Here is a 20,737-nt window from a genome sequence, read left to right on the forward strand (position 1 = left end):
TCCACTGCGGCAGCACGTCCACCAGCGCGCCCGAGTCGAGATCGGCCTTCACGACCATGGTCGGAAACTGTCCGACGCCGATGCCGCGTAAAGCCGCGAAGCGCAGCGCCACCATGTCCTCGGTGATAAGCCTTGGTGTGTACGGAATCAGCGCGGTGGCGGCGTCAGGACCCTCAAGGCACCATTCATGCCGCTGATGCGGCGGTCCCCAGCCGATGCTGGGAAACATGGCGAGATCGGCCGGAACCGGCGGATGAGACAGCTTCTCCAACAGCGCCGGACTCGCCACCAGCCGCTGCGTGCTTTCCGCCAGCACCCGCATCACCAGATCGTTGTCTTCCAACGGCGGAAAGCGCACGCGCAGCGCGATGTCGAAGCCCTCGGCGATTACGTCGACCCGGCGTGGCGTGCTTTCAAGATGCACCTCGACGTCCGGGCACTCGGCCATGAAGCGGGCGATCATCTCGCCGACCTGGAAGTAGAGCAGGGGCGGCGGACAACTCACGCGCACGATGCCCTGCGGCTTGGTGCGCGAACGCTCGATCAGTTCCTGCGCCGCATCGGCTTCAACCAGCATGGCGACACAGTGACGGTAATAATCCTGCCCGATCTCGGTGACGCTGAAGCGCCGGGTCGAGCGCTGGATCAGCCGTACTCCCAGTCGTTCCTCCAGCAGCGCGATGCGGCGGCTCAACCGCGAGCGCGGCATCCCCAGCGCGCGGGCGGCGGCCGCGAACCCGCCGCGATCGACCACCTGCACGAAGAAATAGAGATCGTTAAGATCCTGCATCATTGTCTCAATTATAGGACACTGAGGCGCAATAGTGGCAGCTACCGGGGGAATTGTCTCGATCATATCATCCTTGCAACAGGCGATCGATCCCGGTCGCGCAATGGAGATTCATCATGCGAAAGGTTCTCGGTGTTTTCAGCGGTCCCCGGCAGCATTGGGTGGGCGACGGTTTTCCGGTGCGATCGCTATTCTCGCACGCCAGCCACGGCGACCATGTCAGTCCGTTCCTGCTACTGGACTATGCCGGCCCGGCGAATTTCGCCCCGGCGGAGCAGCCGCGCGGCGTGGGCGTTCATCCGCATCGCGGCTTCGAGACCGTCACGATCGTCTATCAGGGCGAGGTCGAGCACCGCGATTCCACCGGCAACGGCGGGCTGATCGGGCCGGGCGACGTGCAGTGGATGACGGCGGCTTCAGGCATCCTGCACGAGGAGTTTCACTCGCGCGCCTTTACGAGAAAGGGCGGCACGCTGGAGATGGTGCAGCTCTGGGTCAACCTTCCGGCCAAGGCGAAGAACGCCGATCCCGGCTACCAGACCCTGCTCGACGCCGACATTCCAGCGGTCGATCTTCCGGACGGCGCCGGCAGGCTGCGGGTGATCGCGGGCGAGTTCGACGGCCGCAAGGGACCGGCGAAGACCTTCACGCCAATCGACATCTACGACGTGAAGCTCAACCGCGGCGGCGTTGCGACGCTTCGGCCGCGCGAGGGACATACCGTCTCGGTCGTGGTGCTGAAAGGCACCGTGCAGATCAACGGCGGCGAGATCGCGCGGGAAGCGCAATTCGCGTTGCTCGACCGCAGCGGCGGCGAAGTGAGGCTGGAAGCCAACGGCGAAGCCTCGGTGCTGGTGCTTTCGGGCGAACCGATCGAGGAGCCGGTGGTGATGCGCGGTCCCTTCGTCATGAACACGGAGGGTGAAATTCGTCAGGCCATGATCGATTTCCAGAGCGGCCGCTTCAGCACCCTGGAACCGGTCGCGACTGACACCTGACCGAACCACCGTGCGGGAGGCGGTACGCCGCTTCCCGCTTTTCTTCGCCCGCCCACCTAACAACTTCACCATGGTGGGATTGCGAGATAGATGGTGGGACGCCTGCGCGGTAAAAAATGCCCGGACTTTGTTTGTCCTTGATGGCGGCGACTTATGCTGCCGCCGTCGGCAGGCTGTAATCCTTGAACTGCTCGCGCAACGCTGTTTTCAGGATCTTTCCGGTGGCGGTATGGGGAATGCTGTCGACGAAGACGACGTCATCGGGCATCCACCAACTGGCGATCTTGCCGTTCATGAACCCGAGAATTTCCTCGCGCGTCAGGCTCTCGCCTTCCTTGACCTGAACAATGAGGAGCGGCCGTTCGCCCCACTTCGGATGGGGCATGCCGATCACGGCGGCTTCCGCGACCTTGGGATGGCCGACCGCGAGGTTTTCCAGATCGATCGACGAGATCCATTCGCCTCCGGACTTGATCACGTCCTTCGATCGATCCGTGATCCGCACGTAGCCGTGCTCGTCGATGGTGGCGACGTCGCCGGTGTCGAAGAATCCCTGTTCGTCGAGGATATCGTCCTTGATGCGGTAGTAGGCGCCGGAGATCGCGGGACCTCGCACCTTGAGCCGGCCAGGGGCCTTGCCGTCCCTGGGCAATTCCTTGCCGGTGTCGTCCGTGATCTTCATTTCAACCATGAACGGCGCGTAGCCCTGCATCTGCAGTAGGTCGAGCTTGGCGTCGCCCTCGAGATGGCAGAACTGGCCCTGCAGCGCGCCCACCGTGCCGAGCGGCGACATTTCCGTCATGCCCCATGCATGGCGAACCTCGACGCCCATGTCGTCGAAAGCCTTGATCATCGAGCGCGGCATCGCCGAGCCGCCGCAGATCAAAACCTTGAGGTCCGGGAGCTTGAGGTTGTGTTTCTCCATGTGATGCAGCAGCATCAGCCATACGGTGGGCACGCCCGCGGTATACGTGACCTTTTCCGTCGACAGCAATTCGAATATCGATGCGCCGTCGAGCTTGGCGCCGGGCATCACCAGTTTGGTTCCCATGGACGGCGCCGAGAACGCGATTCCCCAGCTATTGGCGTGGAATAGCGGTACCACCGGCAGCATTGTATCTTTCGATGCCGCGCCCAGCGCGTCACCGTTGTTCGCTATCATCGAATGCAGCACGTTGGAACGATGCGAATACACAACTCCCTTTGGATCGCCGGTGGTTCCCGAGGTGTAGCACATCCCCGCCGCGGTATTCTCGTCAAACATTCTCCAGCCGAAGTCGCCGTCTACTTCCGCGATCCAGTCCTCGTATGCGACCGCATTTTTCAGCTTGGTCTGCGGCATGTGTGCGTTGTCGGTGAGAACGATGTAGCGTTCGACGCTCGCCAGCTTGCCGGCGATCTTTTCCAGGACGGGGAGGAACGTGATATCGGTCATCACGATGCGGTCTTCAGCATGGTTGATGATCCAGGCGATCTGGTCCGGAAACAAGCGGGGGTTGACGGTATGGCAGACGGCTCCGATGCCCATGATGCCGTACCAGGTCTCCAGATGACGCCAGGTGTTCCATGCGATGGTGGCGACGCGGTCGCCGAGCTTGATGCCTTCGCGGTCGAGCCGTTGTGCGAGTTTCAGCGCGCGGCGGCGAATTTCAATATAGTTTGTCCGGTGGATCGGGCCTTCGACCGATCGCGTCACCACCTCGCGCTTGCCGTGAACCTTCGCCGCATGATCGATGATCCGATGACACAGCAAGGGCCAGTCCTGCATCAAGCCCCGCATTCGAACATTCCTTCTGATCAGCGCCCGGCGGTTATCGTGGCCTCGCAGGGATCGGCATGAACAAGTTTAACGTGAGGACGGCACGTCGCATACGATCTTGTGCAGGCGTGAGCCGCGACCGATTGGCCATGGTTGCGCTTGCCGCACTTGTCATGCCGGCGACGGCGTTGGCAGGAGTGAGGATTCCGTTGCCGCAGCCTCGCCCGGCCGCGTGGGCGCCTGCGGGCCAACAGGAAGACAGGCAGGCGAGAGAGGCTGCGCCGGCTATGCCTGAGGCTTCACCAGCGCCTTCCGCCTGCCGTCTGGCGCTGACCGATGCGGTGGCCATCGCTCCGAGCCTTCCGGCAATCACCGGGCCGAGCGCGTGCGGGGGTGATGATCTGGTCCGCCTCGAGGCGGTTGTGCTGGCGGACCGGAGCCGTGTCCCTGTCAAGCCGGCCGCCACGCTGCGCTGTACAATGGCCTCGGCAATCGCCGACTGGATTCGCACCGACATGGCGTCGCTGGCGGAAGGGCTTGGAAGCCGTATAAGCGAACTCGACAATTTCGATTCGTTCGAATGCCGGGGACGCAATCGGGTCGCCGGAGCAAAATTGTCCGAGCACGGGCGCGCCAATGCGCTCGATATTCGTGCGATTAAGCTTGCCAACGGCCGGACGATTGGGCTGACCGATCGTAACGTTTCGCACGAGTTGCGTGAAACGATGATGAAGTCAGCCTGCATGCGATTCATGACCGTGCTGGGACCGGGGTCGGACGGATACCACGAAGACCACATCCATCTCGATCTCGCCGAACGGCGGAACGGCTACCGGATCTGCCAATGGGGAATTGACGATCCGATGCCCGCGGTGGCGCCGTTGCTGCCGACCGAACGCCCGGCGGAAGCATCGCCGCGCGAAACGGCAGACGAGAAGAGCGGCGCGCCGGAGGCGTTCCGGGAGCATGCGGTGGCGCCCCGCTCCGCCTCACCAGCCGCGCCTGTCGCTCCGCCAACGGAGGCAGTGCCTGAACCCCGGAAGCGACCTGCGGCCGCCAGCAAGGCGGCGAAAGATGCGTCGAAGCCGTCACCATCCGCTTCAGGAGCGTCAACGCGGCTTTCAACCGCAAAGCCTGTGAAGCGCAAGCGCAAGCGGCATTCCGATCTGCCGCCGTTTCTCAGGTCGCTGCTCGAGTGAAGCGATGCGCTTCGCACCCGATCGTGACACCGGCAGCAAAAAAGCGCCGGCAAGCCGGCGCTTTTCGCAATTTCAGAACCGCTTCGATCAGTTGAAGCTGCCGCCGCCACCTTGCAACGCCATCTTGGAACTGTACGGCGAATCCCCGTGATGGGGCTCAAGCACAACGACCACCGTTCCAAGCTTGACGCGGTTGTAGAGGTCGATGACGTCCTCGTTGGTCATGCGGATGCAGCCCGAGGAAATCGAAGCGCCGATGTATTCCGGCTGGTTGGTGCCATGGATGCGGAACAGCGTGTCCTTGCCGTTGACGTAAAGATACATCGCCCGCGATCCCATCGGATTGTCCGGACCGGGAGGCACGAACTTCGGCACCCCGAGGCGCTCGATCTCGCCGGGCGTCGGGTGCCAGGCGGGCCATTCGGTCATGGCGCCGACCTTCGCGATGCCAGACCAGGCCATCGCTTCTTCGCCGACGGTAATGCCGTAGCGGATCGCCTTGCCGCCATCGAGCACGTAATAGAGATAATGGTTGTCGGAATCGACCATGATCGAGCCCGGCGCTTCCTTGCGATGATAGTCGACGATGGCGCGGCGGAAGGGCTCCGCCACCGGCGTCTTCACGTAGGAGACCTTGGACAGCAATTCCTTGTCGCGCGGCTTCAAGTTGCTGGTGCTGGCGGCCTCGTAATGCGTGGCCTGCATGCAGCCCGACAGCATCAGGCCCGCGGCCAGAATTCCAAGCGTAACCCGAAAAGGCGACATTGTTGTCTTCCAAATACCCCATTGAATCATGACCGTTCGCACCCGGACGCCACGATTCCTCTGCGACTCATTATTGTCAAACTTCCCTGAAACTCCAGCACTTAGAAGCTTCTGTCGCCACGCAACGTCGTGTCTGTGGTATTTTTGCCGCAAAATTCCTGTTCGCCGCTGGATGTTGCCGCCGTTCCCTCCGTGCAAGGCAGGACGCGTGCATTGCCGCGGCACATGGGCAATGGCATCCCGACCGCCGCGGCGGCCCTTTGCGGCTTGCCAAATCGACGTGATTTGCGCACTCCGTGTTCACACCGAATCCACGCCGTCATTCCACGGAGGGGTGCCATGCTCTCGATCTTCGCGCCGGCCGGCACCGCCCTCCTGAAGACCAGTCCGGCCGATCTTGCCGCGTTGCCGGAGAACGCGGTGTGGATCGATCTCGAAAAGCCGACGGCCGACGAGGATCGCGCCGTGGAGCGGCTGGCCGGGGTCGCTGTGCCGACCCGGGAAGATATGCAGGAAATCGAGATTTCCAGCCGTCTCTATCTCGAGAACGGGGCGCGTTACATGACTGCGAGCCTGATGTGCGGCAGCGAAACCGGCGCGCCGCGCATCACCCCCGTCACTTTCATCCTGTCCCGTCATCGCCTCGTCACCGTGCGCTACGAAGCGCCAAAACCGTTCACGCTGGTGGAGAACAAGCTCGCGCGCGCAGCCGTACAGGGCCTGACCGGCGAGGGTGTGCTCCTCGAACTGCTCGACGCCGTGATCGACCGCTGCGCCGACATCCTGGAGCGCGCCGGCGCAGACGTCGATCAGGTCAGCCACGACATTTTCGAGCCGGACGAATCCGCGCGCACCGGTCACGCCAAGCGCTATTCCGAAATCCTGATCGCGATAGGCCGCAAGGGCGACCTCACCTCGAAGGTCCGCGAGAGTCTTGTCTCGATCGGCCGTCTCGTCACCTTCGTCGCCACCGAATCCGACAGCATAAAATGGTCAAAGGAGATGCGCGCGCAGCTCAAGACCATGCAGCGCGACGTGGCGTCGCTGACCGATCACGCTTCCTATCTGTCCAACAAGATCACTTTCGTGCTCGATGCGATGCTCGGCGTCGTCAATCTCGAGCAGAACAACATCATCAAGCTGTTTTCGGTGATGGCGGTGGTTTTGATGCCGCCCACCCTGATCGCTTCGGTCTACGGCATGAACTTCAAGATGATGCCGGAACTCGACTGGCCGCACGGCTATCCGTTCGCACTCGCCATGATGGTGATCGCCGCGGTGCTGCCCTACATGATCTTCAAGTGGAAGAAGTGGCTGTGAGAGGGTTTTCGGCAATGCGGAATTTTGCGTGATTGCAGGTCGCGCAACGTCCGCCACATTTTTCCTCGTAAAATTTGAGCGTTCGCCTGAACGGTTTTCAAAAAAGATTGCTGCCATAACCTGTGAATGAACTCACGGGGACCACAATGGTTGAGAAAATCATAACAGAGGATTGCACCATCCTCGATTTTCGCAGCTATCAACAGTTGCGTAGATTCGGTTCAGACAACGAAGCCGTGCGTCGTTCGCCTGCTTCCATGCGTACATGCCGGCATTGCGGCGCCGCACTGCTCGATGGCGAGAGCGACGACGATTGTTCCAGCGCGGGCGTCGGGACGCCTGCATTGCGCGCGCCGCCCCGCCGGTTTTGTGCGGAGTGAATTTGCTTCACCTTCCCCCTCAAGGGGATGGTGAGAAAGTTAAACGTGCTGGCCGCCGTTGATATGAATTTCCGCGCCGTTGACGTATGAACTCGTCTCCGTGCACAGCACGTAGATGATCTTCGCCACCTCGTCCGGCGTGCCGAGACGACGCAGCGGGATCTGCCGCTGGACGATGTTCTCGGTGCCTGGCGACAGGATCGAGGTGTCGATCTCTCCCGGCGCGATCGCATTGACCCGCACGCCGATACGGCCGAAGTCGGCCGCCATCTCACGGGTCAGCGAGGCCAGCGCTGCTTTCGAGGTCGCATACGCCGCGCCCGCGAAGGGATGCACACGCGAGCCGGCGATCGAGGTGACGTTCACAACGGAACCTTTCGCGGCCTTCAATTCGCCGATCAACCCGCGCGCCAGCATGATCGGCGCCATGAAGTTGACGCGGAATACCTTCTCCCAGGTTTCCATGTCGGTGGTCAGCGAGCCAAGCCGCGCGCCGCCTTCGCCCTTCGGCGAGATCGCGGCATTGTTGACCAGCGCGTGCAGCCTGCCGCCCTCGAGCCGGGATCGAATCTCCTGGATGGCCTGCATCGTATTTTCGGGATCGGACAGGTCGACCTGAATGTGATCCTCTGGCCCGGCGTCCCACGGGCATTGCTCCGGAAAAGGATGTCGCGAACAGGTGATGACGCGCCATCCCGCGCTGGAAAAGCGGATCACGGTCGCATGGCCGATGCCGCGACTCGCGCCGGTCAACAGCAGCGTGCGGCGCGGTGCGTTGGGGTCCACCGCCGTCGCCATATCGGTTCGAGGGTTTGCTTTGTCCGGGGTCATGGGTACAGCCTTGTCTTGATCCACGGCGCGTCAGGCGCCGTGCGGCGGAACTCGATGCGATCGTGCAGGCGGAACGGGCGATCGTGCCAGAATTCGAACTGCACGGGGACGATCCGCCAGCCGCTCCAGCCCGGTGGCCGCGGCACAGCGCCGATGAGATATTTCGCTGCTTCCTTCGCGATCGCCTGTTCAAAAGCAAGGCGGCTTTCCAGCGGCTGCGACTGCCTGCTTGCCCAGGCGCCGATCTGCGCCTGCTTCGGACGGGTGGCAAAATAGGCGTCGGCCTCAGTATCGGTGACCGGCGTCACCGGCCCGCGCACGCGAACCTGCCGGCGCAGCGACTTCCAGTGAAACAGCAGCGCCGCTTTGGGATTCGCAGCGAGTTCGCGGCCCTTGGCGCTGGCGATATGGCTGTAGAACACGAAGCCCCGCGCATCGTAGCCCTTCATCAGCACCATGCGCACATCGGGCATGCCGTCGGCGTCGGCGGTGGCGAGGGCCATGGCGTCGGGGTCGTTCGGTTCCGCCGCGACGGCTTCCGCGAACCATGTGGCGAATAGCGCGAACGGTTCCGCGGCCTCCGTGAAATCACCGGACGTTAACTGGCTTGTGTCCTTGATGTCCGTGGTGTCGTTCATGCGGGGAGTCCAGGTTGCGCCGGTCTGTCGTCGAAAGCCCGTTGCGGTCCTTATACAGGGCAAACCTATATAGGGCACGTCTGCGCGTTGGCCTATCCGCGATCAGGTCCGCTGTGGCGATGGTCACGGCAATTCTGATCGGGGCGTCGGCCGGAGGTTGCAGTTTGGCGCGCAACGACGGGACTTTCGCGCAGATGACCGCCGGAGACGCCACCGGGTCGATTGTAGGGTCCGCACGGACCGGGCCGACCGATACCGATCTCGCCTTTGCCCGCACGGCCGCCTCCGACGTGCTGACCAAGGGGAGCAAGGACGCGAGCCAGCCATGGGAAAATCCCTCGACCGGGGCGCGCGGCTCGGTAACGCCGCTGGCACAGGCCTATATGGCCGAGGGTCGCACCTGCCGCGATTTTTTGGCGAGTTACGTTAACGGAAACTCCGAAAGCTGGCTGCAGGGCGCAGCCTGCAGGTCCGGTGGCGGCCGGTGGGAAATCCAGTCGATCAAACCCTGGCAGCGAAGCTAGCGCCGTTGCGGTCCACGGCCTTAAAGCCGGGCTCAGCTTTTGTCTTGGTTCTGTCTTGGCGTGTTTTCTCGACGCGAGCGATACCCGTCCTTCGGGGCAAGCGACATGCTTCGCAAAGCGCTATAGATTGCGGGGACGAATGGCTCGCCAGCCCGTTGCAAAAATGCCACGTATGCCCCAGATGATAGGCACATGGGTCAGGGGGCCCATGATTCCGAATTTCCTGAAGGAGACTGAGACGGATGCGCGACCCCTATGAGGTCTTGGGGGTGCAGCGGGGCGCCACTGCGGCGGCGATCAAAAGTGCTTTTCGCAAGCTCGCGAAGAAGCATCATCCCGATGCCAACAAGAACGATCCGAAGGCCGCCGAACGCTTCGCGGAGGTGAATACCGCCAACGAGATCCTCGGTGACGACGTCAAGCGCAAGCAATTCGACCGCGGCGAGATCGGCGCCGACGGAAAGCCGCGCTTTCAGGGTTTCCCCGGAGGCGGTCCGCGCGGCGCGCGGCCCGGTGGCGGTTTCGAGCAGTATGGCTTTCGCGGCGGTGGCGGCGGTCCGGGCGCTGACGCCGGCGGATTTGAGGACATCCTCAACACCATGTTCGGTGGCGGGGGGCGGGGCGGACGCCGCGGCGGCGCGCAGTTCGACTTTGACACCAGCACGTTTGGCGCGCCCGATCTCGATCTCAACGTCACCATGACGGTGTCGCTGGAGGAGTCGGTCAAGGGCGGCGAGAAACGCGTCCGCCTGCCCAGCGGCAGGGAACTCAACGTCAGGATTCCGGCCGGCGTCACCACCGGCCAGCAGATCCGGCTGAGAGGGCAGGGCGACACCGCGCCCGGCCACCGCCCCGGCGATCTGTTGATCTCGGTGACTGTGGCGACGCATCCCTTTTTCAAGGTCGACGGCAGCGACCTGCGCGCCGACCTGCCGATCACGCTCTACGAGGCAGTGCTGGGAGGCAAGGTGCGGGTGCCCACGCTTGGCGGCGCGGTCGAATTATCGATTCCGAAAAATACCTCGAGCGGTCGCACCTTTCGTCTCAAGGGCAAGGGCATTTCCAGGAACGGCGCGTCCGGCGATCTGCTCGTCACCACGCGCATCATCCTGCCCGACGGCAACGATGCCGAGCTCGAGGACTTGATGGAGAAGTGGCGCGACGTGCATCCCTACGATCCACGCCGCGATCAGGGATAGAGTATTCGAGCGAAAGCATCGATGCGGTTTGTGTGCTCCGTTCGCACCCGCGTTCGCCAATTTGGCATGACTGGAAAAGTATTTAGCCTTCTTGTCGTTCGCAGTCGCTGGCAAACGCATTGAGCAGCGCGTTGAAGGTTTCCGCCTGCTCCCACTGCAGAATATGGCCGGCGTCGGGGATACTCTGGACTGCCCCGCGCCACAGCGTCGGTATCGCTAGCGACTTGACGTAATCGCCGTTGATGAGTTGGTCCTCCGCGCCGTGCAAAACCGCGAGCGGCCGGGTCAGGCTGGCGATAACCTCGACCTCGTCACGGAAGCCCTGCGGCGTGATGCTCGCGCCGAGAGTCTTGCGGGCGTGGCCGTCCGTTCTCAGGACGTCGTCGATCATGAAAGCCGGCAGGTCGCCGATGCCCGGCCTGAAAGCCGCGGCGACATAGCCTTTAGCCTGTTTTTCGGCGAGATCCTGCGCAAAGGTGCAGGCCATCGCCGGGTGCATCAGGAACGCCTGCTTGACCGCGGGCGGAAACGCAAACGGCGGCGTACCGAAGATCGCAAAACCCTTGGCCTGCTGCAGGTCGGGTGCGGCCTCCAGCACGATATGTCCGCCGAGGCTCCAGCCGACGAAAATTGCGTCCGCTGCATCCAGGTGCTCGGCGACATTGCGCAGCACTCGCGCATGGCCCGGCAGGGTGTAGGTAGAGTCGGGATCGGCCGCGTTGTCGGACTCGCCATGTCCCGGCAGGTCGAATGCGATCACGCGATGCGCCCCGCCGAGATTTCCATCCAATTGTCGCGCAAAAGCCTTCGACGACGACGAATTGCCGTGAACCAGAACGATGGCGCTGCCGGTGCCGGCGGATTGCCGGTACGCGATCCGGCCCGCGTCCGTGGTGATGCTTCCGGTCGTTGTCATAAGTCCCTCTCCGCGAGATGTCGCGGCGGGACCATGACCAAAATGTATCGGCTGGGAAAGAGGCTTATGTCTTCGTTCTTGATGCCGTGGCCGCAGTCAGGCGGCGTATCGCCGCTGACGTATTTCGTCGGGCCGAAATGGTGTATATCCCGCACCCAGCTTCGCCGATGCCAGATCCTATCCTCTTGACATGCATACCATCTATTACATCCGCCACGGCAAGACCGAATGGAATGCCGATGGCCGCTTCCAGGGCTTGCAGGATATTCCGCTCAATGATCTCGGCCGCGCAGACGCGGTGAAGGCGGGCGACATTCTGTGCAAGCTGTTTGCGCGCGAGGGTCATGATCCCCTTGGATTGGGCTTCGTCACGAGTCCGCTGTCACGTGCGCGCGGCACCATGGAATTGATGCGCGGCGTGCTGAGCCTGCCGCCGCACGACTATTCGGTCGATGACCGGTTGCGCGAGGTCGGTTACGGGCACTGGGAGGGCCTGACGCTGGCACAGATGAAGGCTGCCCATCCCGATGTGTTCGCGGCTCGGGAGGCCGACAAATGGAGCGTGGCGCCGCCGGGTGGCGAAAGCTACGCCTCCGCCACATCGCGGTTGCGCGACTGGTATCGCTCGCTGAAGTCCGGCACCGTCGCCGTTGCGCATAGCGGCACGGCTCGGGCGCTGATGGTCGTACTCGGCCTTGAAACACCGCAAGCTGCCGCCAGTCTGCGGATCGAGCAGGGCGCGGTGTATGTCCTGCGCGAGGACGGATTGACGAAGCATAGCTAATGTCCCGATTCCGAAGTTCGCATACCCTAGAATCAAAGGGACACTACCAACTCTATGATTCTAGTGTGGTTTGGGTTCAGAAGTTCGCTTGGCGGACTCGCCGAGACACTCGAAGCGAACTTCTGAACCACCACATAGCTTGGAGAGCGCATCCGTTTACCTCTCCCCTTGCGGGAGTGGGTTTCCGAGCAAGGCGAGGGCGGAGGCTTCAAGGGTAGGGTTTGACGCACCGGACTCCGCACGTTACCAAACGATCAGAAATCGGTTCTGACCGATCCAATCGCGGGCCTGCTTAAGCTATGTCCCACAACACCTTCGGCCATCTGTTCCGCGTCACGACCTTTGGCGAGAGCCATGGGGTTGCGATCGGCTGCGTGGTCGACGGCTGTCCGCCGTTGCTGCCGCTCACCGTGGAGGAAATCCAGCGCGATCTCGACCGGCGACGTCCCGGCCAGTCGCGCTTCACCACGCAGCGGCAGGAGGCTGATGCGGTGAAGATCCTGTCCGGCGTGATGCCGCATCCCGATAGCGACGAGCAGGTGACGACCGGCACGCCGATCGGGCTGCTGATCGAGAATACCGACCAGCGCTCGAAGGACTACTCCGACATCAAGGACAAGTTTCGCCCCGGCCACGCCGATTTCACCTATGAGGCAAAGTACGGGCTGCGCGACTATCGCGGCGGCGGACGTTCGTCGGCGCGCGAGACGGCGATGCGGGTCGCGGCCGGAGCCATCGCGCGCAAGATCGTGCCGGGCATGAGCGTGCGCGGCGCGCTGGTGCAGATGGGACCGCACAAGATCGACCGCGAGAAATGGGACTGGGACGAGACCGCCAGGAATCCGTTCTTCTGTCCCGACAGGGACAAGGCCGCGTTTTTCGAAAGCTATCTCGACGGCATCCGCAAGAGCGGCTCCTCGATCGGAGCCGTGATCGAAGTGGTGGCCGAAGGCGTGCCCGCAGGCCTTGGCGCGCCGATCTATGCCAAGCTCGACGGCGATCTCGCCGCGGCGCTGATGAGCATCAATGCGGTGAAGGGCGTCGAGATCGGCGCGGGCTTCGATGCTGCGGCGCTTACCGGCGAGGAGAATGCCGACGAGATGAGGATGGGCAATGACGGACCCATGTTCACCTCGAACCATGCCGGCGGCATTCTGGGCGGCATCTCGACCGGCCAGCCGGTGGTGGCGCGGTTCGCGGTAAAGCCGACCTCGTCGATTCTGTCGCCGCGCAAGACCGTCGATCGCAATGGCACCGAAACCGATATCTTGACCAAAGGCCGCCACGATCCCTGCGTCGGCATCCGCGCAGTTCCGGTGGGCGAGGCCATGGTCGCCTGCGTGCTGGCCGACCATTTCCTGCGTCATCGCGGCCAGGTTGGCGTGCGCTGAGAATCCTCCAAGCCGCTAGTCTTCCGGCTCGGTAGTGAACAACAACGGAAAGCCCGCGGTGCGACCGGCGTCGGTGGCGCGGGTGGCCTTGGTTTCCGCGATATCTTTCGCGAACACACCGACGACGCAGGAACCGAGCCGGTGCGCGGTGATCATCACCTTGTGCGCCTGATCCTCGGTCATGCCGAATTCGGCCTTCAGCACGGCGACGACGAATTCTTTCGGCGTGAAGTCGTCGTTGAGAAGAATGACTTTGTACAGACGCGGACGCTCGACCTTGATTTCGGTCCGGGGCTTGAGGGTGGTATCGCTCATTGCGGCTGCACCTTGGACTTGTAGCTTTTTCGCGCGAAGCCGATGCCGGCCTGCGCGAGGGAAGACGGCAGAATATAGCGCTGGCGGCAACCGCAAAAGGGGCGGCGGGTGGTGCCGTCCCTTTCGGCTCAGGCAGCGCGGACCGTATCCAGGAACTTTTCGACTTCCGTCTTCAGCCGCGTGCTTTCGGTGGACAACATCTGCGCCGATGACAGGACCTGACTCGAGGCCGAGCCGGTTTCGCCGGCGCCGCGGCTGACTTCGGTGATGCTGGAGGCGACCTCGCCGCTGCGCTGGGCCGCTTGCTGGACGTTGCGGGCGATCTCCTGCGTCGCCGCGCCCTGTTCTTCGACCGCGGCCGCGATGGCCGAAGAAATTTCGGAAATCGTCTTGATGGTGGTGCCGATCTCCCGGACCGCTGACACCGACTCGCGTGTGGCGGCCTGCATGTCTGCGATCTGGGTGCTGATCTCGTCGGTCGCTTTCGCGGTCTGCGCCGCGAGCGTCTTGACTTCCGAGGCCACCACCGCGAAGCCGCGGCCGGCATCGCCAGCCCTTGCCGCCTCGATGGTGGCGTTGAGCGCCAGCAGGTTGGTTTGTTCGGCGACCGCCGTGATCAATTTGACGACGTCGCCGATCCGGCTTGCGGCCTGGGCGAGGTCCGCAATGTTGGCGTCGGTCTGCTCGGCCTGCCTGACGGCATCGCCGGCGACACGGCTCGCCTCGTTGACCTGCCGGCCGATTTCATTCACCGACGAGGTGATCTCTTCAGTCGCGCTGGCAACGGACTGTACGTTGGAAGATACTTCCTGCGAGGCGGCAGCCGCGTCGCCGGACGTCCGGCCGGTGATTTCGGCCGTCGCCGTCAGGGTGTTGGCCGCGGCCTCCAGTTCGGTCGAGGACGATGAAAGAGAGCCCACCAGTTCGCCGATCATCGATTCGAATTCGCGGGTAATGCTCTCGACCCGTTGGGCGCGCTGGAGTTTGGCTTGTGCATCGTGCGCCGCGGCTTCGTCGGCTGCCTTCTTGGCGATCAGTGCGTCCTTGAAGATCTGAAGCGCGTCGGCCATCGTGCCGACTTCGTTTTTTTCACCCTGGTGCGGAACGACGGCGGACAGATCTCCGGCGCCGAGCGAGCGCATCGGCGCGACAATCGAAGCGATCGCGCGCGAAACATCGCGCACCAGATAGACTGCAACGCCGATGCCGAAGATCAACGCCAGCGAGACGATGGTGATCACGATGGCGAAGGCCGACTTGTAGCTTCGACTGGCCGCGTTGCCTGTGGCATCCGCTTCCCTGTGGTTCATGGCGATGTCCTCGCGCAGGGTCTCGTCGGCCTTCAGTCCCGCCGGGTCGACCTTGCGGTCATACATATCGAGGCTAACCCGCAGATCGCCCTTTCGCGAGAGCGCCAGCAGGTCGCGAACGTCCGCGACATAGGATGCCCATTGCGCGGAAAATGCCTTGTAGATTCGCTGCTCCTCGGGCAAGGCGATCATCGGCTCATAGGCTTTGCGGGTCTTCTCGATCGCCTCTCCGGCGGAAACCAGGGTTTTCTCGGCGGCGTCCTTTCCCGCGGCGTCGGAAGCGAGCAGGTGGGAGCGGACTGCTGCCCCGTAGGCAATGGTGCCGGCGCGCAACTCGCCGAGCTCGCGCACGCTGGGAAGCCAGTTGGTCCGCAGATCGACGGCCCGATCGTGGATGGCTTCCATTTCGATCATGGACAGCACGCCCATTCCCGCCATGGCCAGCAGGAGAAACGAGATCGTGGAGATGATTTTGGCGCGAATTGAGAGACGGGAAAGCATCGTTCTGACCCTTTCGGCAGTCCGCATTGGCTGACGGAAAACTGAGGGCGACCGGCTTGGCGGGAGCGCAAAAACGAAAAGAGGGGCGTTCCGACTCAAAGGCCGCCTGCCCGGCTGCGCTGCAGCGGGGTTTGATTTCAGGGATCATGAACCTGTTGAATGAAATGTTCGTAAACACGAGTATACCGCGCTTGCCTAAATCCTGCGTTGCACACGCAGAAGGTGCGCGCGAAACGTATACCCGTGGCGCGGGGCCGGGTTGGGGATCGCTGCAAAGCCCCCGCGTAGTTCATCGACCGCGCTGAAATCTCGCCACCAATTCCACATGCGGGGAGTGCCTAAACTGGTCGAGGGGCGTTACGGCTTCGAGCCGGTAGCCACCGTCGATCAGGAGGCGCGCATCGCGGGCGAAGGTTGCGACGTTGCAGGACACTGCGACAATGACGGGAATTTTGCTGGTGGCGAGTTGCTTGCTCTGAGCCTCCGCGCCCTGCCGCGGTGGGTCGAACACCACGGCATCGAACTCGCGTAGCTCCTGCGGCACCAGCGGCCGGCGGAACAGGTCGCGGGCTTCGGCATTGAGCGGCTTCAATCCGTGTGCGGCGGCGGCTGCCTTGTGCAGGGCTTCGATCGCGCCGGGATCGCTGTCGAGCGCCGCGACGCGTGCCCCCGTTGCGAGCCGCAACGCGAACGGGCCGACGCCGCAGAACAGATCGGCGATGTGTTTCGCTTTCTTGCAATGACCGGCCACCAGCGCCGCCAGCGTTTCCTCGCCTGCGACGGTCGCCTGCAGGAACGAGCCCGGCGGAAGCGTGAGGCGGGTCGTGCCGATCCGGATCATCGGCGGGACGCGCATCAGCACCAGTTCGCCGTGACGGGTCAGCCGCGCCAGCCGGTGCGCCTCGGCGACGCGCGACAGTGTCGCGATCAACGCGGCCGGCAGAGGTCCGGAGCCACGGACGTCGACATCGAGACCGTTGTCCGTGGCCGTCACCTGGATGTCGAGCGGCTTGTTCGCTGGTTTCAGCACGGAGGCCAACTCGCGCGCCGCATCGAACGCGCCGTGCAGGGCAGGGTCGAGGATCGGGCAGGCGTCGATCGGCACGATCGCGTGGCTGTTCGATGCGGCGAAGCCTACGCGCAGCTTGCCGTCGCCGTCGCGCCGGGCATGAAGGGTGATTCGCCGCCGTCCCGCGCCGTGGGCGTCGACCAGTTCGTCGACCGTACAATCGATGCGAGCCTGCGTCAGCGTGTCGATGACGATCTGCCGTTTCCAGGCGCGGTAAGCGGCCTGCTGCCAGTGCTGGATGGCGCAACCGCCGCAGGCGCCGAAATGTGGACAGAAGGGTGCAATCCGCTCCGCACTCTTTCTCTCGATGCGAAGCAGTCGCGCGCGGTCGGGATGGCTGGCTGCCGGCTCGACCTCAACGGTTTCACCGCCGAGCGCATAAGGGACGAAGACGCTCCCCGCATCCGTCACCGCAACGCCGTCTCCGCGATGGCCGACGTGATCGATGATCAGGCGTTCGGTCATGCGATGTGGCTATCCCGGGATGACGTTTGAAAATCAGCCACGGCGCGCTCCGAGAAAGAATTCGGCGTTGCCGTCGCCGCCGGCGATCGGGGAGGGGAAGACGTCGATATCGGTGCATCCGAGTGTTGCCGCAAAGGCTGCGATGTCGTCGCACACCGCCTGATGCACCGCCGCATCGCGGACGATGCCCTTCTTGATCGCGGCGCGTGGCGCCTCGAACTGCGGCTTGATCAGCGCGAGAAGATGCATCGGCGCGGCTGCCAGCGACAACGCGACCGGAAGAATGGCCTTCAACGAAATGAAGCTCGCATCCATCACCACCACATCCGGCCGCTGAGGCAGCCGCCTGCCTTCGAAGGAGCGGATGTCGGTGGACTCCATCGACACTACGCGCGGATGGCCGCGCAGGCTCGGATGCAGTTGATCGCGGCCGACATCGATGGCGAACACCAGGCTAGCGCCGTTCGCCAGCAGGACTTCGGTGAAGCCGCCGGTCGAAGCGCCGACATCGAGGCAGACATGATTCTCGATCTCGATCGGATAGCGTTCCAGCGCGCCGGCGAGCTTGACGCCGCCGCGCGACACATAGGGGTGCGCGGATTGTGCCTCGAGCGTGGCGCTCACCAGGATGGTCTCGGAGACTTTGGTCACCGCCTTGCCGTTGGCCGCGACGAGCCCGGCCTCGATCGCGGCCTGCGCACGCGCCCGGCTCTCGAACAGGCCGCGCTCGACCAGCAGGACGTCGGCGCGCTTGCGAGGAGGGGACATCGTGCTGTCGCGCTTCGCCATTGTCAGCCCATAGCCACAACCGGCCCGAAGCTGGCCAAAGGCGACGCGGCGAGAGTCCCGATCGGATCAGGCCAGCTTGACGGTTTCGGTGTTGACGTCCTTGCCGAGCGCCTCGAATACCTTGGCGACGATCCCCTTGGCATCGAGCCCCGCGACGGCGTACATCGCCGCCGGCGTGTCGTGGTCGAGAAACTCGTCCGGAAGGATCATCGCGCGCATCCGCAGCCCGCCATCGAGCATGCCGTTGTCCGACAGCGTCTGCATGACGTGCGAGCCGAAGCCGCCGATCGAGCCTTCCTCGACGGTGATCAGCACGTCGTGGTCGCGCGCGAGCTTCATCACCAGATCGACGTCGAGCGGCTTCATGAAGCGCGCGTCGGCGATGGTCGTGGAGAGGCCGTGCGCGGCAAGCTCGTCTGCCGCCTTCTCGCACTCGGCGAGGCGGGTGCCGAACGACAAAAGCGCGACCTTGTTGCCCTGGCGAATGACGCGGCCCTTGCCGATCGGAAGCGGGACGCCGACCTCGGGCATCTCGACACCGCGGCCTTCGCCGCGCGGATAGCGCACCGCGCTCGGGCGATCGTTGATCGCGACCTGCGTCGCGACCATGTGCACCAGCTCGGCTTCGTCGGCGGCGGCCATGATGACGAAGTTCGGCAGGCAGCCGAGATAGGCGTTGTCGAACGACCCGGCATGCGTCGCGCCGTCGGCGCCGACGAGGCCGGCGCGGTCGATGGCAAAACGCACCGGCAGCGACTGGATCGCTACGTCGTGAACGACCTGATCGTAGCCGCGTTGCAGGAAGGTCGAATAGATCGCGCAGAACGGCTTGTAGCCCTCGGTGGCGAGGCCGGCGGCGAAGGTCACCGCGTGCTGCTCGGCGATGCCGACATCGAAGGTGCGCTTCGGGAACGCCTTGTTGAAGATGTCGACGCCAGTGCCCGAGGGCATCGCCGCGGTGATGGCGACGATCTTGTCGTCCTTTTCGGCTTCCTTGACGAGGCTCGCGCCAAACACGTTCTGATAGGCGGGCGCGTTCGGCTTGGATTTGGACTGCGCGCCGGTGGAAATGTCGAACTTGACCACCGCGTGATATTTGTCGGCTGCGGCCTCGGCAGGCGGGTAGCCTTTGCCCTTTTGCGTGACGACGTGAACCAGGATCGGGCCGTTCTCCATGTCGCGGACGTTCTTCAGCACCGGCAGCAGATGGTCGAGGTTGTGGCCGTCGATCGGACCGACGTAGTAGAAGCCGAGCTCTTCGAACAGCGTGCCGCTGTTGACCATGAAGCCGCGCGAATATTCTTCGACGCGCTCCGCGCGGTCGGCGATCATCTTGGGCAGGTGCTTGCCGAGCTGTTTGGCGGCTTCGCGCAGCGAGCGGTAGGTCTTGCCCGAGTAGAGCCGCGACAGATAGGCCGACATCGCGCCGACCGGCGGCGCGATCGACATGTCGTTGTCATTGAGAATGACGATCAGCCGCGAATTCATCGCGCCGGCGTTATTCATCGCCTCATAGGCCATGCCCGCGGACATCGCGCCGTCGCCGATCACGGCGATGACGTTGTTCTTGCCGCCGGAGAGGTCGCGCGCCACCGCCATGCCGAGGCTGGCCGAGATCGATGTCGAGGAGTGCGCGGCGCCGAACGGATCGTAGTCGCTCTCCGTGCGCTTGGTGAATCCGGACAGTCCGCCGCCTGTGCGCAGCGTGCGGATGCGGTCGCGGCGGCCGGTCAGGATCTTGTGCGGATAGGCCTGATGACCGACGTCCCAGATCAGGCGGTCGCGCGGAGTATCGAAGATGTAGTGGATTGCGGTGGTCAGTTCGACGACGCCGAGGCCGGCACCGAAATGTCCTCCCGTCACCGACACCGCGTCGATGGTCTCCTGGCGCAACTCGTCCGCAACCTGCCGGACCTGCTCGACTTTAAGCTTGCGCAAATCGGCGGGGGTACGGATGGTGTCGAGAAGCGGGGTCTTACTGAAATCGGTCACTGCGACATTCCAATTTTATGTCCGGAAGCCTTGAATGGAGATTAGGACGTCGGCGCCGTCGCGCAACAGACGTCCCTAGGGCCGCGAAACTTCCCGCGCTGACGTGCTTGAAGCCTGGCTGATGCCCCATCCAAGAACTGTGATAGACGTCACTATGTATCGTGTCACGCGTTCCAATCATTTTTGCAAGCTGCTCGAGGCGCTTACCCCGCTTCAGCGCCGTTGCGGAGCAGGTTCGGCAGCGCGCAGTTCGAGAAGCAATACACCAAACCTGCGGCCAAAGCCAACGGGCAGCCCCCTGAGTAGTAGAGCGGGCTTGGCCGAAGGTTCAAGGGTCGCAAGCCAGTCCGCCGGAAGTGGAAAGCTAACGCTTCCAAGGGGCTGAAGTTGCATCGCCAAAGGAACCGCCACAGACGACAATCAAGGACAATTAGTTCAAAGACACTTAATTTGATGATGGTTCCAGCTTGGCGGACCGGGACGTGCTCCGAATGATCGGGGAAAGAAGCCCTACTGCACGTCCAGCGGTTCCGTGCCGCTGGCCTGACCGGAAGCGTCCGTTGTGATTTTCTCCACCCGCGCTTCGGCCTGGCGCAGCAATTCCTCGCAGCGCCGCTTCAGCGCTTCGCCGCGTTCATAGATTGCGACCGACTCCTCGAGCGGGACCTTGCCATCCTCCAGACGTTTGACGATGGATTCGAGCTCCGCGATGGCATGCTCGAAGGACAGTGTCCTCACGTCGGCAAGGGTATTGGCAGGGGTATTTTCGGCCATCTGGTTTTTTCCGGAATCGATTACTTGC

The 20,737-nt window shown here is 63.3% G+C and carries 20 protein-coding genes; 8 read left to right on the forward strand and 12 right to left on the reverse strand.

Annotated elements, in window-relative coordinates:
• A partial coding sequence (locus ACS3WB_RS13145; protein WP_438275946.1) for a LysR substrate-binding domain-containing protein occupies positions 1 to 790 on the reverse strand: 790 nt, incomplete at its 3' end.
• 116 nt (positions 791 to 906) lie between these two features.
• On the opposite strand from ACS3WB_RS13145, the gene ACS3WB_RS13150 reads away from it, so the two are divergent.
• Entirely contained in the window at positions 907 to 1,788 is an 882-nt protein-coding gene (locus ACS3WB_RS13150) for a pirin family protein (RefSeq protein ID WP_438275947.1), read from the forward strand.
• 151 nt (positions 1,789 to 1,939) lie between these two features.
• Here ACS3WB_RS13150 and ACS3WB_RS13155 read toward each other — a convergent pair whose 3' ends face one another.
• The gene (locus ACS3WB_RS13155; protein WP_438275948.1) at positions 1,940 to 3,568 is read right to left on the reverse strand and encodes a fatty-acid--CoA ligase; all 1,629 of its coding nucleotides are present in this window, start codon (positions 3,566 to 3,568) and stop codon (positions 1,940 to 1,942) included.
• A gap of 128 nt (positions 3,569 to 3,696) precedes the next feature.
• On the opposite strand from ACS3WB_RS13155, the gene ACS3WB_RS13160 reads away from it, so the two are divergent.
• Positions 3,697 to 4,746: an extensin-like domain-containing protein gene (locus ACS3WB_RS13160; protein WP_438275949.1), complete on the forward strand. Its 1,050-nt coding sequence runs from the start codon at positions 3,697 to 3,699 to the stop codon at positions 4,744 to 4,746.
• An 87-nt stretch (positions 4,747 to 4,833) separates the two neighbouring features.
• On the opposite strand, the gene ACS3WB_RS13165 is transcribed toward ACS3WB_RS13160, so the two are convergent.
• Positions 4,834 to 5,511 (reverse strand): L,D-transpeptidase, encoded by a 678-nt coding sequence (locus ACS3WB_RS13165; RefSeq protein WP_438275950.1) that lies wholly within the window; start codon positions 5,509 to 5,511, stop codon positions 4,834 to 4,836.
• A gap of 339 nt (positions 5,512 to 5,850) precedes the next feature.
• Here ACS3WB_RS13165 and ACS3WB_RS13170 point away from each other — a divergent pair, with 339 nt between their 5' ends.
• Together ACS3WB_RS13170 and ACS3WB_RS13175 are read left to right on the forward strand one after the other, a co-directional pair.
• Positions 5,851 to 6,831 carry a magnesium transporter CorA family protein gene (locus tag ACS3WB_RS13170; protein WP_438275951.1) on the forward strand — a complete coding sequence of 327 codons (981 nt, stop codon included), beginning with the start codon at positions 5,851 to 5,853 and terminating at the stop codon, positions 6,829 to 6,831.
• A gap of 146 nt (positions 6,832 to 6,977) precedes the next feature.
• A complete protein-coding gene (locus ACS3WB_RS13175; RefSeq protein ID WP_438275952.1) occupies positions 6,978 to 7,211 on the forward strand; it encodes a hypothetical protein in 234 nt (77 codons plus the stop codon).
• 39 nt (positions 7,212 to 7,250) lie between these two features.
• Here ACS3WB_RS13175 and ACS3WB_RS13180 read toward each other — a convergent pair whose 3' ends face one another.
• Together ACS3WB_RS13180 and pdxH are read right to left on the reverse strand one after the other, a co-directional pair.
• Positions 7,251 to 8,042 carry an SDR family NAD(P)-dependent oxidoreductase gene (locus tag ACS3WB_RS13180; protein WP_438275953.1) on the reverse strand — a complete coding sequence of 264 codons (792 nt, stop codon included), beginning with the start codon at positions 8,040 to 8,042 and terminating at the stop codon, positions 7,251 to 7,253.
• Positions 8,039 to 8,680, reverse strand: a complete 642-nt coding sequence (gene pdxH, locus ACS3WB_RS13185) for a pyridoxamine 5'-phosphate oxidase (protein WP_438275954.1) — start codon at positions 8,678 to 8,680, stop codon at positions 8,039 to 8,041. Before pdxH ends, ACS3WB_RS13180 begins: the two co-directional genes overlap by 4 nt.
• A gap of 164 nt (positions 8,681 to 8,844) precedes the next feature.
• Between pdxH and ACS3WB_RS13190 the strand changes: the two genes are divergently transcribed.
• A complete protein-coding gene (locus ACS3WB_RS13190; RefSeq protein WP_438275955.1) occupies positions 8,845 to 9,204 on the forward strand; it encodes an RT0821/Lpp0805 family surface protein in 360 nt (119 codons plus the stop codon).
• A 242-nt stretch (positions 9,205 to 9,446) separates the two neighbouring features.
• Complete coding sequence (locus tag ACS3WB_RS13195; RefSeq protein ID WP_438275956.1) at positions 9,447 to 10,403, forward strand: DnaJ C-terminal domain-containing protein; 957 nt, start codon at positions 9,447 to 9,449, stop codon at positions 10,401 to 10,403.
• An 82-nt stretch (positions 10,404 to 10,485) separates the two neighbouring features.
• Here the strand turns inward: ACS3WB_RS13195 and ACS3WB_RS13200 are convergent, their stop codons facing one another.
• On the reverse strand, positions 10,486 to 11,319 hold the full coding sequence (locus tag ACS3WB_RS13200) for an alpha/beta fold hydrolase (protein WP_438275957.1): 834 nt from the start codon (positions 11,317 to 11,319) through the stop codon (positions 10,486 to 10,488).
• Between the two features lie 190 nt (positions 11,320 to 11,509).
• Between ACS3WB_RS13200 and ACS3WB_RS13205 the strand changes: the two genes are divergently transcribed.
• On the forward strand, positions 11,510 to 12,103 hold the full coding sequence (locus tag ACS3WB_RS13205; RefSeq protein ID WP_438275958.1) for a histidine phosphatase family protein: 594 nt from the start codon (positions 11,510 to 11,512) through the stop codon (positions 12,101 to 12,103).
• 299 nt (positions 12,104 to 12,402) lie between these two features.
• Positions 12,403 to 13,494 (forward strand): chorismate synthase, encoded by a 1,092-nt coding sequence (gene aroC / locus ACS3WB_RS13210; protein ID WP_438275959.1) that lies wholly within the window; start codon positions 12,403 to 12,405, stop codon positions 13,492 to 13,494.
• 15 nt (positions 13,495 to 13,509) lie between these two features.
• Here the strand turns inward: aroC and clpS are convergent, their stop codons facing one another.
• From clpS to ACS3WB_RS13240, 6 genes are all read right to left on the reverse strand, one after another.
• Positions 13,510 to 13,809 carry an ATP-dependent Clp protease adapter ClpS gene (clpS, locus tag ACS3WB_RS13215; protein ID WP_438275960.1) on the reverse strand — a complete coding sequence of 100 codons (300 nt, stop codon included), beginning with the start codon at positions 13,807 to 13,809 and terminating at the stop codon, positions 13,510 to 13,512.
• A 128-nt stretch (positions 13,810 to 13,937) separates the two neighbouring features.
• Positions 13,938 to 15,620 carry a methyl-accepting chemotaxis protein gene (locus tag ACS3WB_RS13220; RefSeq protein ID WP_438275961.1) on the reverse strand — a complete coding sequence of 561 codons (1,683 nt, stop codon included), beginning with the start codon at positions 15,618 to 15,620 and terminating at the stop codon, positions 13,938 to 13,940.
• Positions 15,621 to 15,909: 289 nt separating this feature from the next.
• Entirely contained in the window at positions 15,910 to 17,154 is a 1,245-nt protein-coding gene (locus ACS3WB_RS13225) for a class I SAM-dependent RNA methyltransferase (RefSeq protein ID WP_438275962.1), read from the reverse strand.
• Between the two features lie 33 nt (positions 17,155 to 17,187).
• Positions 17,188 to 17,922, reverse strand: a complete 735-nt coding sequence (locus tag ACS3WB_RS13230) for a TlyA family RNA methyltransferase (RefSeq protein ID WP_438275963.1) — start codon at positions 17,920 to 17,922, stop codon at positions 17,188 to 17,190.
• An 87-nt stretch (positions 17,923 to 18,009) separates the two neighbouring features.
• Positions 18,010 to 19,935, reverse strand: a complete 1,926-nt coding sequence (gene dxs, locus ACS3WB_RS13235) for a 1-deoxy-D-xylulose-5-phosphate synthase (protein WP_438275964.1) — start codon at positions 19,933 to 19,935, stop codon at positions 18,010 to 18,012.
• 510 nt (positions 19,936 to 20,445) lie between these two features.
• Positions 20,446 to 20,709, reverse strand: coding sequence for an exodeoxyribonuclease VII small subunit (locus tag ACS3WB_RS13240; protein WP_438275965.1), 264 nt, complete (start codon positions 20,707 to 20,709; stop codon positions 20,446 to 20,448).
• Between the last annotated feature and the right edge of the window lie 28 nt (positions 20,710 to 20,737).

The sequence above is a fragment of the Nitrobacter sp. genome (assembly GCF_051535215.1).
Lineage (GTDB): Bacteria > Pseudomonadota > Alphaproteobacteria > Rhizobiales > Xanthobacteraceae > Nitrobacter.

Coding starts and splice junctions, on each gene's coding strand:
- ACS3WB_RS13150 (WP_438275947.1), top strand. CDS start 907: ATGCGAAAGGTTCTCGGTGTTTTCAGCGGTCCCCGGCAGCATTGGGTG.
- ACS3WB_RS13155 (WP_438275948.1), bottom strand. CDS start 3,568: ATGCGGGGCTTGATGCAGGACTGGCCCTTGCTGTGTCATCGGATCATC.
- ACS3WB_RS13160 (WP_438275949.1), top strand. CDS start 3,697: ATGGTTGCGCTTGCCGCACTTGTCATGCCGGCGACGGCGTTGGCAGGA.
- ACS3WB_RS13165 (WP_438275950.1), bottom strand. CDS start 5,511: ATGTCGCCTTTTCGGGTTACGCTTGGAATTCTGGCCGCGGGCCTGATG.
- ACS3WB_RS13170 (WP_438275951.1), top strand. CDS start 5,851: ATGCTCTCGATCTTCGCGCCGGCCGGCACCGCCCTCCTGAAGACCAGT.
- ACS3WB_RS13175 (WP_438275952.1), top strand. CDS start 6,978: ATGGTTGAGAAAATCATAACAGAGGATTGCACCATCCTCGATTTTCGC.
- ACS3WB_RS13180 (WP_438275953.1), bottom strand. CDS start 8,042: ATGACCCCGGACAAAGCAAACCCTCGAACCGATATGGCGACGGCGGTG.
- pdxH (WP_438275954.1), bottom strand. CDS start 8,680: ATGAACGACACCACGGACATCAAGGACACAAGCCAGTTAACGTCCGGT.
- ACS3WB_RS13195 (WP_438275956.1), top strand. CDS start 9,447: ATGCGCGACCCCTATGAGGTCTTGGGGGTGCAGCGGGGCGCCACTGCG.
- ACS3WB_RS13200 (WP_438275957.1), bottom strand. CDS start 11,319: ATGACAACGACCGGAAGCATCACCACGGACGCGGGCCGGATCGCGTAC.
- ACS3WB_RS13205 (WP_438275958.1), top strand. CDS start 11,510: ATGCATACCATCTATTACATCCGCCACGGCAAGACCGAATGGAATGCC.
- aroC (WP_438275959.1), top strand. CDS start 12,403: ATGTCCCACAACACCTTCGGCCATCTGTTCCGCGTCACGACCTTTGGC.
- clpS (WP_438275960.1), bottom strand. CDS start 13,809: ATGAGCGATACCACCCTCAAGCCCCGGACCGAAATCAAGGTCGAGCGT.
- ACS3WB_RS13220 (WP_438275961.1), bottom strand. CDS start 15,620: ATGCTTTCCCGTCTCTCAATTCGCGCCAAAATCATCTCCACGATCTCG.
- ACS3WB_RS13225 (WP_438275962.1), bottom strand. CDS start 17,154: ATGACCGAACGCCTGATCATCGATCACGTCGGCCATCGCGGAGACGGC.
- ACS3WB_RS13230 (WP_438275963.1), bottom strand. CDS start 17,922: ATGTCCCCTCCTCGCAAGCGCGCCGACGTCCTGCTGGTCGAGCGCGGC.
- ACS3WB_RS13240 (WP_438275965.1), bottom strand. CDS start 20,709: ATGGCCGAAAATACCCCTGCCAATACCCTTGCCGACGTGAGGACACTG.